11 protein-coding genes are annotated in these 15,041 nt (G+C 67.2%); 5 read left to right on the forward strand and 6 right to left on the reverse strand.

The features are described 5' to 3' along the window. The first annotated feature begins 3 nt into the window (after nucleotides 1-3). Entirely contained in the window at nucleotides 4-516 is a 513-nt protein-coding gene (locus ACOGJC_RS13540; protein WP_419845526.1) for a (2Fe-2S)-binding protein, read from the forward strand. On the opposite strand, the gene ACOGJC_RS13545 is transcribed toward ACOGJC_RS13540, so the two are convergent. Together ACOGJC_RS13545 and ACOGJC_RS13550 are read right to left on the reverse strand one after the other, a co-directional pair. Then, nucleotides 489-4,100 carry a hydantoinase B/oxoprolinase family protein gene (locus tag ACOGJC_RS13545; RefSeq protein WP_419845527.1) on the reverse strand — a complete coding sequence of 1,204 codons (3,612 nt, stop codon included), beginning with the start codon at nucleotides 4,098-4,100 and terminating at the stop codon, nucleotides 489-491. The genes ACOGJC_RS13540 and ACOGJC_RS13545 overlap by 28 nt on opposite strands. A gap of 6 nt (nucleotides 4,101-4,106) precedes the next feature. After that, entirely contained in the window at nucleotides 4,107-5,237 is a 1,131-nt protein-coding gene (locus tag ACOGJC_RS13550; RefSeq protein WP_419845528.1) for a UDP-galactopyranose mutase, read from the reverse strand. A gap of 113 nt (nucleotides 5,238-5,350) precedes the next feature. On the opposite strand from ACOGJC_RS13550, the gene ACOGJC_RS13555 reads away from it, so the two are divergent. Together ACOGJC_RS13555 and ACOGJC_RS13560 are read left to right on the forward strand one after the other, a co-directional pair. Continuing rightward, nucleotides 5,351-7,069, forward strand: coding sequence for an N-acyl-D-amino-acid deacylase family protein (locus tag ACOGJC_RS13555; protein WP_419845529.1), 1,719 nt, complete (start codon nucleotides 5,351-5,353; stop codon nucleotides 7,067-7,069). 45 nt (nucleotides 7,070-7,114) lie between these two features. Beyond that, nucleotides 7,115-8,353 carry an MFS transporter gene (locus ACOGJC_RS13560; RefSeq protein ID WP_419845530.1) on the forward strand — a complete coding sequence of 413 codons (1,239 nt, stop codon included), beginning with the start codon at nucleotides 7,115-7,117 and terminating at the stop codon, nucleotides 8,351-8,353. Nucleotides 8,354-8,360: 7 nt separating this feature from the next. Here ACOGJC_RS13560 and ACOGJC_RS13565 read toward each other — a convergent pair whose 3' ends face one another. Then, nucleotides 8,361-8,834, reverse strand: coding sequence for a 2,4'-dihydroxyacetophenone dioxygenase family protein (locus tag ACOGJC_RS13565; protein ID WP_419845531.1), 474 nt, complete (start codon nucleotides 8,832-8,834; stop codon nucleotides 8,361-8,363). Nucleotides 8,835-8,843: 9 nt separating this feature from the next. Then, nucleotides 8,844-9,791, reverse strand: a complete 948-nt coding sequence (locus ACOGJC_RS13570; RefSeq protein ID WP_419845532.1) for an alpha/beta hydrolase — start codon at nucleotides 9,789-9,791, stop codon at nucleotides 8,844-8,846. A 51-nt stretch (nucleotides 9,792-9,842) separates the two neighbouring features. On the opposite strand from ACOGJC_RS13570, the gene ACOGJC_RS13575 reads away from it, so the two are divergent. Then, the gene (locus ACOGJC_RS13575; RefSeq protein ID WP_419845533.1) at nucleotides 9,843-12,104 is read left to right on the forward strand and encodes a xanthine dehydrogenase family protein molybdopterin-binding subunit; all 2,262 of its coding nucleotides are present in this window, start codon (nucleotides 9,843-9,845) and stop codon (nucleotides 12,102-12,104) included. A gap of 39 nt (nucleotides 12,105-12,143) precedes the next feature. Here ACOGJC_RS13575 and ACOGJC_RS13580 read toward each other — a convergent pair whose 3' ends face one another. Further along, nucleotides 12,144-13,355, reverse strand: a complete 1,212-nt coding sequence (locus ACOGJC_RS13580; RefSeq protein ID WP_419848243.1) for an amidohydrolase family protein — start codon at nucleotides 13,353-13,355, stop codon at nucleotides 12,144-12,146. A gap of 2 nt (nucleotides 13,356-13,357) precedes the next feature. After that, a complete protein-coding gene (locus ACOGJC_RS13585; RefSeq protein ID WP_419845534.1) occupies nucleotides 13,358-13,816 on the reverse strand; it encodes a flavodoxin family protein in 459 nt (152 codons plus the stop codon). A gap of 60 nt (nucleotides 13,817-13,876) precedes the next feature. Here ACOGJC_RS13585 and ACOGJC_RS13590 point away from each other — a divergent pair, with 60 nt between their 5' ends. Continuing rightward, on the forward strand, nucleotides 13,877-14,995 hold the full coding sequence (locus ACOGJC_RS13590) for an amidohydrolase family protein (RefSeq protein WP_419845535.1): 1,119 nt from the start codon (nucleotides 13,877-13,879) through the stop codon (nucleotides 14,993-14,995). The last annotated feature ends 46 nt before the right edge of the window (nucleotides 14,996-15,041 follow it).

The following is a 15,041-nucleotide window of genomic DNA, read 5'->3' on the forward strand; positions in this document are numbered from 1 at the left end:
CCGATGAGTCCCAAGCGCACGGTTGAGCTGCGGGCCAACGGTACCGAGTACTCCGCCGAAGCCGAGACCCGCACCACTCTGGCCGACTTCTTGCGCCGCCAGTGCGGTCTCACCGGAACCCACCTGGGGTGTGAGCACGGGGTGTGCGGGACCTGCACGGTGTTGGTGGACGGTGCCGCGGTACGGTCGTGCCTCATCCTGGCCGTGCAAGCCGACGGCTGTGAGGTGTCCACCATTGAGGGCCTGGTGGACACGACCGACCCGGGCAATCCGGTACTGGGACCAGTGCAGCAGGCGTTTGCCGAGGCCATGAGCTTCCAGTGCGGCTTCTGCACGCCGGGAATCGTCATGTCGACCGTCAGCTGGCTGGCCGACCGTCCCGCCGACGCTGATGAGCCATCCGACCGTGAGATCCGAGAGTTCCTGTCGGGCACGCTGTGCCGCTGCACCGGCTACACCAGCATCGTCGAAGGCGTCCGCTTGGCCGCTCAGCGCTCCTCATCGGGCGGGCCGTAGCCCCCACCGCCGGGGGTGGAGACCTCAAAGCGGTCGCCGGGCTGCATCTCGGTGCGGAACACCCCTGGGTAGTCCTCCACTGAATCATCGGTTCGCAGAACGCGGTTGACGCCTACGGCGCCGGGTGCGCCTCCCTCGATGCCATAGGGGGCGACTCTCCGCCGAGACGACAGCACGTTGAGGCTCATGGGCTCCTCGAATCGAGTGCGGCGCACCACCCCGTCGCCGCCTCGGCGCTGGCCCTCGCCCCCGCTGCCCCGGCGGATGGCGAAGTCCTCCACCACCACGGGGTGGCGTTGCTCGAGCACCTCGGGGTCGGTGAGCCGGGCGTTGGTCATCCCGGTGTGCACCGCATCGCAGCCGTTGCGCCGGGCGGTGGCCCCCGCCCCGCCGCACACCGTCTCGTAGTACTGGTGGCGCTCGTTGCCCCACACCACGTTGTTCATGGTCCCCTGAGAGGCGGCCACTGTGCCCACCGCGCCGAACAAGGTGTCCACGATGTGCTGAGATGTCTCCACATTTCCCGCGAAGACCGCGGCGGGCTCGACAGGGCTGATCATGCTGGGCGACGGCATGATCAACTCCACCGGATCCAGACAACCGCTGTTGAGCGGGATGTTGTCATCCACCAGGCAGCGCAAGACATACAAAACCGCAGCTCGACACACCGGCTGGGGGGCGTTGAAGTTCCCCGGATGCTGGTCGCTGGTTCCGGTGAAGTCGACGGTGAGCCTCCGTCGCCCCCGATCGATGCGCAACGCCACCGACACTTGGGAGCCGTCGTCGAACTCAACGGTAAACGAGGCGTCTTCTAGGCGATCGATCAGGCGTCGGACCGACTCGGCGGCGTTGGCCCTCACATGGTCCATGTACGCATGCACCGTTTCCAAGCTGTAGTAGTCGATCACCTCGTCGAGGGAGACGGCGCCCTTCTGACAGGCGGCCAGCTGGGCTTTGATGTCGGCGACGTTGACGTCAGGGTTGCGGGCCGGCCACTCGGCGCCGGTGAGCAGGCCCCGGATCTCCGCCTCCTGGAACCGCCCGTCCCGAGCCAAAACGTCGCCATCGAACAGCACCCCCTCCTCGGAGATGTGCGACGCGTCCGCAGGGGCTGAGCCGGGGACGGTGCCGCCGATGTCGGCGTGGTGCCCCCGGGACGCGGTGAAAAACAAGATCTCATCGCCGTCGGGGTTGAATACCGGCATGACCACAGTCACATCGGGCAGGTGGGTGCCGCCGTTGTAGGGGGCGTTGGTGATGAAGGCGTCGCCCGGCGCCATTTCGGGATGGCGGGCGATGATCGCTTTGACTGCCATGTCCATTGAGCCCAGGTGTACCGGCATGTGGGGGGCGTTGGCGATCAGCTCGCCATCGGGGTCGAACACCGCGCAGGAGAAGTCCAGTCGCTCCTTGATGTTCACCGAAGCGGCGGTGTTTTCCAGCGCCACCCCCATTTGCTCGGCCACGTTCATGAAGAGGTTGTTGAAAATCTCCAGCATCACCGGGTCGGCATGGGTGCCCACCGCGGCACCGGTGCGAGGGGTGATGCGGCGCAAGACGAGTTCGCCGCTGGGGGCCGCCGCCGCACCCCAGCCCGGTTCAACCACGGTGGTTGAGTGGGGATCCACGACAACCGCGGGGCCGTCCACGGCAGCCCCCGGGCCCAGATCGGCCCGGTCAAAGAAGGAGATGTCTTGGGCTTGCCCCTCGAAGCTGGCCTCGTGGTGGGCCAGGGGGCTGGGTTCGGGCAACGATCTGCCCACGGGTTGTCCGGCCAAGGTCTCCGAGAGGCTGCTGCGGCCGATGGCCTCCGCTTGGATCGACTCCAGCACGATCGGCGTCTCTGGGGAGGAGAATCCGAAGCGGGCCCGGTGGAGGTCTTCGAAGGCCGCCACCACCGGCTGGTAGTCGTCGGCGGCCACCTCGAGTGCGGTGTCGGATCCCTCGTACCGCAAGAAATAGCTGGCCTCAATGTGGATGTGGGAGTGGGGCAAGTCGGCGGCTACCTCGGTGTAGGCCGCCGCGGCCAGCTCCCCGATGTCGGTGGCGATGGCGCCCAGCAGTTCCTCGGTGAGGGTTTGGCCCACCGCCCGCTCGGTTACCGTGCGCACGTCGGCCAGGCCGATGCCCAGCGCCGAGAGCACTCCGGCGTGGGGATGGATCAACACGGTGGACATGCCCAGTTCGTCGGCCACCCGACAGGCGTGCTGGCCGCCTGCGCCGCCGAAACAGGCCAGGGTGTAGGCGCTCACGTCATGGCCCTGCTGCACCGAGATGGTTTTGATGGCGTTGGCCATGTTCTGGACCGCCACATCCAAAAACCCCTCAGCAGCCCTCTCCGGGGTCCACAGTTGTCCGGTGGCTTCGGTGATGGCCCCAGCCAGATCGGCGAAGGCAATCCGGGCCGCGGTGGCATCAAGAGGCTGGTCGCCGCCGGGGCCGAACACTGCCGGAAAGTGGTCGGGGTGCAAGCGGCCGAGAACTACATTGGCGTCGGTCACGGTGAGCGGCCCGCCATTTCCGTAGCAGGCCGGGCCGGGTTCGGCGCCGGCGGAGTCGGGGCCCACCCGGAAGCGGCTGCCGTCGAACGACAGGATCGAGCCGCCCCCGGCGGCCACGGTGTGGATCAAGATCATGGGCGCTCGCACCCGAACACCGGCGACGACGGCATCGGTGGTGCGCTCGAAGCGGCCGTCGTAGTGGGACACGTCGGTGGATGTGCCGCCCATATCGAACCCGATCAGGCGGTGGTGGCCGGCCGCCTCACCCGTGCGGGCCATGCCCACTACCCCGCCCGCTGGGCCGGACAGCAGCGCGTCCTTGCCCCGGAAATTGTCGGGGTGGGCCAACCCGCCGTTGGACTGCATGAAGAACAGCGACGTGTCGATCTGGTCTTCCACGGTCTGGATGTGACGGCGCAGCACCGGGGTGAGATAGGCGTCGGCCACGGTGGTGTCTCCCCGGGGCACCAGGCGGATGAGCGGGTTCACCCGATGGCTGGCGGAGACATGCTCGAACCCCACCTCGGCGGCGATCTCGGCCAGACGGGCTTCGTGATCGGGGTAGCGATAGCCGTGCACCAGCACGATGGCCGCCGACCGCAAACCAGCTCGGCGGGCTGCGGCCAGCTGCTGACGGGCATGGTCCTCATCCAGTGATCGCTCAACGGTGCCGTCGGCTCGCACTCGTTCGTCCACCGCGATCACCTGGCTGTACACCATGTCGGGCAGCACAATGTCGAGGGCGAACAGGTCGGGCCGGGTCTGATAGCCGATGCGCAGGGCGTCGGCGAACCCCCTGGTGGTGACCAGCGCGGTGGGCTCGCCCTGGCGTTCCAGCAGGGCGTTGGTGGCCACGGTGGTGCCCATCTTCACCTCGGCCACTTGCGCCGACGGAATGGGCTCATCCGCGCTCAGCCCCAGCAGGGACCGGATGGCCTCGACGGCGGCGTCGCGGTATCGGGGGCTCTCCGACAGCAGCTTGACGGTGACGACGTCGCCATCGGGTTGTCGGGCCACCACGTCGGTGAACGTGCCGCCCCGGTCGATCCAGAAACTCCAACCCTGAGACGTCGCGTCGGCCATGAACCGCTATCCCCCCAACTCGGCGGCCACTCGGTCGGCCACCGCCATGGCATCGGCGATGGCCTCGTCCTGGTTGATGTAGCGGTAGGTGGCCAGCCGCCCGGCGAAATACACCGGGATGTCGAAGTGCTCGGCGATCTTCTGGGCCAGCTCGGTGTTGCGGCGCTCGTTGGCACCGTCGGCGGTCAGCACCGGATAGTGCCGTCGGGGGGCGCCCGGTATTTCCTCGCTAACCACGGTGCCTCCGATTTGCTGCCCGGTGGCGTGCTTGGTCTCCACCGTGCGGGTGTAGGGAACTCGGGTCGACGGGCGGTTGGTGACATAAGCGGGGGTGAGCACGCCGCCGGGGCCGTCGGTCGGTTCATAGCGGGAGCGCATCTCGATGCCCCGCCACTCCAGTTCGCCGGGGCAGCGGGCGAAGTCGTCCAGCGCGGCGGTGATGATTACTGCGTCGTAGTCCTGGCCGAGGCGGTCGGCATCGTCCACGGTGATCTCGGTGTCAAGCGTGACGGCCACGGTGGACAGCACCGACTCGATCACCTCGTTGATGCCGTTGGGTGGGAAGTACTGCCACCGGTCCCGGAACAGCCCCCGGTGGCCGTCGCGGCGCAGCTCCACCCGCTTGGGGGCGAAACGGGCCGACAGCTCGGTGGCCGGGCGGCCCCACTGCTTGGCGGTGTAGTCCCGGATGAACAGGTCGTACAGGGTGCGGCCCATCATCGACACCACGTAGTCCTCGAAGTTGTCGCCGACCGGCTTGGGCGGCAAGGAGGCCAGTTCCCGCTCCACCGTCGGCCATACGGGCAGCACCTCGAGCTCCTCTACCTGAGGAGGCCAGGACAATAGGTTGCTCTCGGCATCGTCAGGCGACAGGAACACCTCGGTGAGCACCTTGTGGTCGTAGGGCCGGGTGAGCCCGTGGGCGTTCACAAACTTGTTCACCGCCTCGTTGTCGGTGTGGAAGATGTGGGCTCCGTTGGGCTCGTACACCACCCCGTTCATGGTCTCGGCCCGGGAGTGACCGCCCACCACGCTGGTCTTTTCCAGAACCTCCACGGCAAACCCCGCATCGGTCAGCAGGCGCCCGGCCACGGCTCCGGTCCATCCGGCCCCGACGATGCCGATTCGCCGCCTCACCGGATAGGCCTCGTGGGGCGTGGCGACATCAGGAACTCCAGTCGGGCGTCTCGGGTACGGTAGGGGGGTTGGGCTCAGTTGCCCGGAAAACGACGATAGCGCAGGGGTAAGACATGTTGGACTGCTTGATTCGGGGCGGAATGGTGGTTGACGGCACCGGAGCGCCGGGTCGGGTAGCCGATGTCGGGGTGCGAGACGGGCGCATCGTGTCCATTGGCCGGTCGGACCAGTCCGCAAACCAGGTGATCGACGCCGACGGGCTGGCGGTGGCGCCGGGATTCATCGACGTTCATACCCACTACGACGCCCAAGTGCTGTGGGATCCCCACCTCACGCCGTCGTCGCTGCACGGCGTCACCACCGCTATCGGCGGGAACTGCGGATTCACCATCGCCCCGATGGTGCCCGACGAGGCCGACTACGTGATGCGGATGCTGGCCCGGGTGGAGGGCATGCCCACCGAGTCGCTGGAGGCCGGGCTGGACTTCGGATGGTCGTCGTTCGGATCATGGCTAGGTCGGCTGGAGGACAACGGATTGGGGGTCAATGCCGGGTTCCTGGTGGGCCATAGCACGGTGCGGCGCCTGGTCATGGGATCGGCCGCGGTGGGCGAGGAGGCTTCCGACGAGCAGCTCGAAGCCATGAAGTCGCTGTTGGGCCAGAGTCTGGCCGAGGGCGGGCTGGGTTTCTCCTCCACCAGGGCATCGGCCCACAACGACCACAACGGCGACCCGGTGCCTTCACGGGCGGCCACCGATGCTGAGATGGTGGCCCTGGCCGGGGTCTGCCGCTACTACCCCGGCACCACCCTGGAGATCATTCCCAGCATCGACTACTTGTGGTCCCCAGAGGCGTACGAATTGATGACCGCCATGGTGCTGGCCGCCGACCGGCCCATGAACTGGAACCTGTTCAACGTGCGCCCCGGCGAGGATGACTACCTGGAGAACCGCTTGGGGTCCGCCGACTACGCCCGGAAGCAGGGCGCCACTGTGGTGGGGCTCATGCTGCCCGACGTCATGCAGATGCGGCTGAACTTCGCTACCGGGGTGCTGTACGACACCTTGCCCGACTGGGCCGAGATCATGCACCTAGACCATGCCGCAAAGGTCGAGGCTTTAGGCCGTCCCGAGGTGCGCCGGCGGCTGGTGGACGGCGCGGCCCAGGCGTCTCACCGCACCTGGGTGCGGTGGGCCGAGACCACGGTGGTGGACGTGTCGTCGCCCTCGTTGGAGGCGCTGGTGGGCCGCACCATCGGTGACCTGGCCGCTGAGCGCAACCAGCATCCCTTCGATGTGATGTGCGATATCTCCCTGGAAGACGATCTGATGACCGGGTTCGGGCCGCCGGTAGTGGGCGATGACGACGAGTCGTGGAAGAAGCGGGCCGAGATGCTGGGCGACCCCCGGGTGCTGGCCGGCGGCTCCGACGCCGGGGCCCATCTGGACATGATGATGACCTGGGGCTGCACTTCGGCGCTGGTGGGCGACACGGTGCGGGATCGGGGTCTGCTCAGTCTGGAGCAGGCGGTGAACCTGGTGACCGACCGCCCCGCCCGCCATTACGGGCTGCGGGGCCGGGGGCGGCTGGCCGAGGGGTGGTGCGCCGACATCGTGGCGTTCGACCCGGCCCGCCTCACCAAGGCCCCGGTCACCACCGCCTTCGACATGCCGGGCGGAGGATGGCGGCTGACCGGCGGTGCCGAGGGCATCGAGCACGTGCTGGTCAACGGGGTGGAGACCCAGCGGGCCGGCGCTCTCACCGACGCCCGCCCCGGCCGGGTGATCCGCTCCGGCCGCGATACCGACACCGTCACCGCTGCCGGCCCCTGATCGGCTGATATCGGCAGGGTGGGGGTCGGGGAGTAGAAAGAGCGGGTGATCGACGGTCCAGATTGGCGGGTGCCGCGCTCGGTGCCCGCGCTGGGCTATCGGGACTACCGGCTGTATTGGACCACCAGCGTGGTGTCCAACATCGGGTCGATGATGTATCTCGCCGCCATCGGCTGGCTGGTGGAGGACATCACCGACGACCCCTGGAAAGTGACCGTGGCGGCCGCTGTCGGCCTAATCCCCTTGCTGTTGATGAGCCCGTTCGGGGGATCTTTGGCCGACCGCTACAGCCGCACTCGCCTGTTCTTGGCCACGGTGGTCGGCCAGATGGTGGTGGCGGTGGCCCTGGCCTGGGTGGTGCAGATCGACGCCGAGACTTTCTGGGTGCTGGTGGCCTTCTCTTTCGGCGGGGGTGCGACCGCCTCGGTGGGAGCGCCAGTGCAGCAGGCCATCGTGGTGGAGCTGGTGCCGAGTGGGGCCATGCGCAACGCCGTCTTCTTGAACTCCACCCAGTGGAACATCTCTCGGGCGGTGGGCCCCATGCTGGGCGGATGGCTCATCCAGTTCTGGGGGCCAGCCGCGGCATTTTGGTTCAACGCGGCCAGCTTTACGGTGCTTGTTATAGGGCTGAGCCTGTTGCCGCCCCGACCCCCGCCAGGGGCATCGTCGAGCTACAGCTTTCTGGCCGATTTCCTGTCAGGATTCCGATACGCCAGAAGCGTCGAGGGTATCCGAGTGGTGATGCTGGCCAGCTTCATGCTGGCTGCCGCCATCTCCCCGACGCAATGGCTCGCCCCCGTGATTGCCGACGACGCCTTCGGCGTGGACGCTGCTGGCTTTGGCGTGCTGCTGGGGGCATTCGGTATTGGATCGCTCATCGGCGCGGTGCTGCTGCTCCAGTTCGACCGAGGAACGCTCTACAGCCGTCTCACGACCATCGGCATCAGTGCGGTGGCGGTGTTCACCATGGTGTTGGCCGTGGTGCCCACCTTCGCGCTGGGCGTGTTGGCTATGGGCGGGGTGGGTCTGGCCTTCATGGTCACCATGCCCACCCTCACCAGCGCGCTCCAAAGCCTGTGCGACGACACCTATCGGGGCCGAGTGATGAGCCTGTGGATGATGCTGTTCGGCTTGGCCGCGCCACTCAGCATCCTGGTGCAAGGAGGGATAGCCAGCGTCATCGGCATTCGCTGGGTGCTGGCCATCACCGCCATCGCGGTGGCTGTCTACCTGGCCAGCCAGCTCACCCGCGGCCGCCTCCGGCACTTGGACACTGCGGGCTGAGCGAGAGCTACTGGAGGATGCCGTTGGGGCGGGGGACGCCTTGTTCTTCGCAGTAGCGGTAGTACATCTCCAGGTTGGACTGGGCGTTGGAGATGTACTCCACGCTGCCGTCGGGGTCGAGGTATTCCACGTCGCCGTAGATGGCTGACACCAGCTCGGTGGGCTCGGTGTTGTCCTCGGGCACGAACAGGGTGTGAATGGAGCCCGGCGGTTCGTAGAGGTAGCTGTGGCTCCGGTTCATGAAGTCGTTCTCCCGATAGCCCCACGCACCGCTCAAGGTGAAGGCCAGCACCGGTCCCCGATGATGGTGGGTCTGCACCGTCATGCCCGCAGGCATGAAGCCGTGGAGCACATAGAGGCCGTCTTCGGCGTTGACCTGGAGCAGCCGCATCCGCGCCCCCAGCGCGGTGTTCTCCACGAACGGCACGTCGTTGATCCCCACGTGGCGGGCCGACGGGGCCACTTGGTCTAAGAGGCTCATAATCAGAGGCTAGCTGTCCACGCCATCGAGGATTCCGGCCAGCCAGGCGTCGGTTCGGTCGTTGGCGGCTTTGGTCAACTTGGTGGGGAACGCGGTGAATCCGTGGGGTGAGGCTGGGTAGATGGCCAGCTCGGCCGGATTGCCGGCGGCCCGCCATCGGGTGGCCATGAACAGGGAGTCGTCGTAGAGGTAGTCGAGGGTGCCCACGGTGAACAGTGCGGGACACAGGTGGTTGAGGTCGGCGTAGAGCGGGGAGATGTCGGGGTTCTTGCGCCCTTCGGTGTCGTGGTCGCCCACGTAGAGGTCCCGAAAGCCGGTGTTGCCCAGCTTGATCTGCGACGGGGTGCCGCTCAGGTCGTACACCCCGAACACCAGATTGGCCCCGATGAACTCCCCGGCGGCATCGTGGCGGTCGCGCAGCCGCACCAGCGTGGTGGCGGCCAGATTGGCTCCGGCCGAGCCCCCGCCGATGAGCAGCGGCACCGAGCCGAACTCGTCGCGGCCCGGCCCCAGCACCCAGAGCGCGGCGGCCTCGCAGTCGTCGGGGCCGGCGGGCCAGGGATGCTCAGGGGCCAGCCGGTATTGGGCGCTGACCACCGCGATCTGGTGGGTGTCGGCCATGTCCCGGTTTCGGCGGTCGCCCATTCTGGGGTGGCCCATGAAGAAGCCTCCGCCGTGGATGTCGAGGTACACCGCCCGGGCCGGGCCGTCGGGGGCGAAGATCCGCAACTCCAGCTCGTCGCCGGCTGCGGCGGCGTAGGTGCGGACGTCCACATCGTCGACGGCGGCGAAGGACACGAGGTCGCCGCCCAGCGACTCGAGATCTCGGGCTTTGGCCAAGCCCTCGGGAGTCGACAAGTCGCTGACCATCGAGTCGAACGAGAACTTTGACAAGAAGTCCAGGGCTTCGGGCGCGCACTCATCAAGAGCTGGGTCGTAAAGCTGGCTCAAATCCATAAGGTGGTTCTAACATCCTCCCGACTCCCGATTACAAAAAAGGGGAAAACCGTGTCGAGTTCTGGTTCGATTTTGGGGAATTCCGTCGTTCGCGTCGAGGATCCCGGGCTGTTGACCGGCGCAGAGCGCTATTACGACGACTTCACTCCCGAGGGCACCGCCTACGTCACGTTCGTGCGCTCGCCGATGGCCCACGCCGCCATCGAGTCGGTGGACACCAGCGAGGCCGAGGCCATGGACGGCGTGTTGGCGGTGTACACCGGTGAGAACATCGGCCTTCCGGCTACCGCCGGATTCCCGATGCTGCCGGTGTTCGAGCGCCCGCAGATCGCCGGCGACCGGGTGCTGTTCGTGGGCGACATCGTGGCCGCCGTGGTCACCGAGACCCGTGAGCAGGGCCTCGACGCCGCTGAGGCCGTGTTCGTGGACTACGACCCGCTGCCGGCCAACGCCGACCCTGAGAAGGCTCTGGCCGAGGGCGCCGAGGTGCTCTGGCCCCAGAACGAGGGCGGCAACCTGGCCTTCCACACCGAACTGGGCGAAGACGACGGGTTGGCCGAAGCGGCCCATGTGGCCGAGGTGAAGATGGAGAGCCAGCGGCTGGCGGCGGTGCCCATGGAGCCCAACGGGATTCTGGTGGAGCCCGGCACCCCTGAAGGCGGCATGACGGTGACCTTCCCCAGCCAGGCTCCCATCGGCCTCAAGGACGGGTTCGCCGGCCTGTTCGGCCTCGACGGTGACAGCGTGCGGCTGATCGCTCCGGCGGTGGGCGGCGGTTTCGGCGCCAAGACCGGCCTGTATCCCGAGTACTTGGTGGCGGCCAAGGCCGCTTTGGAGCTGGGGCGTCCGGTGAAGTGGACCGAGTCGCGCTCTGAAGACATGGTGTCGCTGGTGCAGGGCCGGGGCCACATCCTTACCGCCAAGATGGGCTTCGACGGCGACGGCCGCATCACCGGCATGAACCTGCACTGTTTGGCCGACTCCGGGGCCTATCCGGCCATCGGCAGCTTCTTGCCCATCCTCACCCAGACCATGGCTCAGGGGGTGTACCAGATTCCCAAGGTCAGGTTCGTGGGCGACGCGGTGGTCACCAACACCACCCAGATCGCGGCCTACCGGGGCGCGGGCCGTCCTGAGGCCACCCAGATCTTGGAGCGGGTGCTCGACGTGGGGGCCGACGAGCTGGGCATCGACCCCGCCGAGCTCCGGCGGCGCAACTTCATCGGCGCCGACCAGTTCCCCTACGCCACCGTCACCGGCGCCAACTACGACTCCGGCGAGTACGAGAAGGCGCTGGACGCCGCGCTCGAAGCCTCTGGCTATGCCGATCTGCGGGCCGAGCAGGCCGCCCGGCGGGCCTCGGGCGATTCCAAGCTGCTGGGCGTCGGCGTGTCGGCCTACGTGGAGATCACCGCTCCGCTGGGGCTTCACACCGAGTACGGCCGGGTGGACGTGCTGAGCGACGGCACCGCAGAGATCCGGGTGGGCACCAGCGCCCACGGCCAGGGCCATGAGACGGCGTTCTCGATGATCGTCAGCGATCTGTTGGGCGTGCCCATGGAGAACATCAAGCTCATCCAGTCGGACACCGCCGAGATTCCCCGGGGCGCGGGAACCCTGGGCTCTCGCTCGCTACAGACCGCGGGCAGCGCGGTGTACAAGGCCAGCGAGGAGGTGCTGGCCCAGGCCAAGGAACTGGCTGCCCAGCAACTCGAGGCCAGCGCGGATGACATCGTGGTGGGCGAAGGCGGCCTGCACGTGGCCGGTGTGCCCGCTCAGGCCGCGTCGTGGGCCGATCTGGCCTCGGCGACCGAAGGCGGGGTGATCACCCACGAGCTCGATTTCGACCAGGGCGGGGCCACCTTCCCGTTCGGGGCCCACGTGGCCGTGGTGGAGGTGGACACCGAGACCGGCGGGGTGGAGCTGCTGCGCCATGTGGCGGTGGACGACTGCGGCACCATCATGAACCCGCTGTTGGTGGCCGGCCAGCAGCACGGCGGTGTGGCCCAGGGTGCGGCTCAGGCGCTGTTCGAGTGGGTGCAGTACGACGAGGACGCCAACCCCCGCACCGCGAATTTGGCTGACTACCTCATACCCAGCGCGGCCGAGCTGCCCTCATTCGAGGTGAGCAACACCGAGACAGCCAGCCCGATGAACCCGCTGGGAGCCAAGGGAATCGGCGAGTCGGGCACCATCGGCTCCACCCCGGCCATCCACAACGCAGTGGTCGACGCCGTGTCGCACTTGGGAGTGGCCCACATCGACATGCCCACCACCCCCGAGCGCATCTGGCAAGCCCTGGCCGCCAGCTAGCCGCTGCCATAAGACATTGGGGCCGGCCTTGGGCCGGGTTCAGTCGAAGTCCAGGCCTAGTAGCTTGATGGCGTTGCCGCGGGCGATCTTGTAGACCGCTTCGGGGTCGAGGTGGCCGAACAGGCGGGTGGCCACCTCCTGGGTGTTGGGCCAGGTGCCGTCGGCGTGGGGGTAGTCGGTCTCGAAGGTGATGTTGTCCACTCCCACCCGGTCGAGCAGGTCGATGCCCACGCTGTCTTTGAAGAAGCAGCCGTACACCTGGCGGTAGTAGTAGAACGACGGCGGCTCGGGAATGTTGCGCCGGGCCTGGCTCCACCCCTGGTGGGTTACCCACACGTCGTCGGCCCGCTCCAGGGCGTAGGGGATCCACCCGATCTGGGCCTCGGCGTACATGAGCTTGAGGTCGGGGTAGCGGTGCAGCACGCCGGAGAACAAGAAGTCGACCATGGAGGCCGCGCTGTTGCAGAAGATCAGCGAGGCGGTCACCGCATCGGGGGCGTCATCAGCGGTGGACACCGTGCGGGTGCCCGACCCGATGTGCATGCACACCACGGTGCCGGTCTCCGCACAGGCCTCAAAGAACGGGTCCCAGTAGCCCGAGTGGATGCTGGGCAGCCCCAGCCAGGTGGGCAGCTCGCTGAACGCCACCGCCCGCACCCCCCGCTCGGAGTTGCGGCGGATCTCAGCAGCAGCCAGCTCGGCATCCCACAGCGGCACCAGGCACAGGGGGATCAGCCGTCCCCCGGAGTCGCCGCACCACTCCTCGACCATCCAGTCGTTGTAGGCCTGCACGCACAGAAGCGACAGCTCCTTGTCTTGGCGCTCGTTGAAGAGCTGGCCGCAGAACCGGGGGTAGTTGGGAAAGCACAGCGAGGCATCGGTGTGGTTCATCTCCATGTCGGCGATGCGGGCCTTCGGTTGCCAGCAGCCGGGGCGCATCTCGTCGTAGGTGATGCCCTCGGTGGACAGTTCGTCGTAGGCATAGCCGGCCGCGGCGATGAGCCGCTTCACCGAATAGGTGTGGTCCTCATACAGCCACCAGGCCACGTTGCGGCCCTCGGTGCCGGGGCGCTCCCGATAGGTGCCGCCGTCGAGCACCACCTCGCCCTGGGGCAGGTACTCAATGCGGGGGCCGACGTCTCGGTACTTGGCCGGCAGCCGGCTCGTCCACAGGTGTGGCGGCTCCACCACGTGATCGTCCACGCTGATGATGCGGGGCATCTCGGTGGTAGTCGGGGTCTCGGGGGCCATGGTCATGCTGGGGTCCACACCGGTGTCTCAGGCACCCTGGCAGCACCCAATGCGGCCAGCACTCGGTCGACGAATTCAGGGACGAGCACATCGAGCTGCGTTTTGTTGAACGCCTGGCGGTGGATCACATCGGCGCCCTTGTAGGCCAAAAGGTCGGCAATCTGGTCGATGCAGTTGCCCGGATACCACTTGTACGTGGCGAACGCGGCCACCGGCTTGTGGTGCAGCGATGGCAGCGTCATCAGCTTGGCCGTGCCGCCGGGACGGTGGCCGAACAGCACCAGCCCGTCCACCCAGGTGCCCACTGCCAGCAGGTCGGCCTCGGCGATCTCGGTGAGCTTCAACCCGTGTGCCGGGCGCACTGCCACCTCATATCCGGCGGCCTGGAGTTCCCCGCCGATCATCTCGGCCGCCCGCTGGGTGTTCCCCGTGCGGCTCTCAAAGATCACTACTGCCTTCATGTCTGGAACCTCACGGCTTGACTTCTAGCAGCTACGCCTCCCAAGTGCCACGATGGTGGGATGGGCAAGTACGGGTACTACGTGATCGATTCTGATGGGCACGGGGGTGAGCCGCCCCAGTGGCGCCACGGGATCAGCGCCGAGTGGCGGCCGCAGATGGTGGAGTACGTGGCCAAGATGAAGGAGATATACGGCGACCTGCCCGGAGCCGGATCGCCCATTCACACCGACGACCAGCAGAACTACGGCGAGTACGCCCCCGGCGAGCTCGACTTCGAGACGCCGCTCCAGCGGGAGGGCATGGCCGTGCCCGGTCCCCGGATGACCGACATGGATTTAGAGGGCATCGACGTGACCGTCATGTTCCCGCCGGGATCGGGCGAGGAGTGGGCGCTGGGCGACCCCGGTTTTGCCGACGAGCTGTGCCGGTTGCTGAACGACGCCCGGGCCACTTATGCGTCTTACGACCCTTCCCGCTTGAAGCTGGTGGCCAAGCTGCCCCTGATCGACCCGGAGCGGGCGGCCGCCGAGTTGGATCGGTGCTTTACCCAGTATCCGGATGTGTTCGTGGGCATGGTGACGGCCCAGCACGTGTTGGACCGCAATCTGAACCACCCGGCCCTCGATGCGGTGTGGGAGGTGGCCGACAGCCATGGCGCCGCGGTGTGCGTACACGGTGGGGGACAGGCCCCCGACCAGGTGCCCATCGTGTTGGATCGCTACGACACTCGACTGGAGAAGCACGCCGTGACCCACCCGTTCGGGGCCATGCTGGCCACGATGAACTTCACGGTGGGCGGTATCTTGCACCGGTTCACCAACATGCGGGTGGGCATCATGGAGGCCGGGTGCGGCTGGCTGCCGTTCTGGCTGGAGCGCCTGGACGAGGAGTACGAGCTGATGCCCGACCAGGCCCCCATCCTCGACCGCAAGCCGTCGGAGTACTTCTTGTCGGGACGGTGCTTCGTGGGAGTGGAGTCCACCGAGTCGGCACTGCCCTACGTGATGGACGAGGTGGGCGAAGACATTCTCTGTTACTCGTCGGACTACTGCCACTGGGACTGCGACTTCCCCCACTCGGTGAAGCTGCTGGTGGAGCGGGACGACCTCAGCGACGAGCGCAAACGAAAGATCCTGACCGACAACCCGGCTCGGCTGTTCGGGATCCCCGTGCCCTAGCCGTCCTCAACTGCGGAACTTGGTACTGGCTCTATCCGAAATTTGG

This window comes from Candidatus Poriferisocius sp. (assembly GCF_965204015.1).
Lineage (GTDB): Bacteria > Actinomycetota > Acidimicrobiia > Acidimicrobiales > Bin134 > Poriferisocius.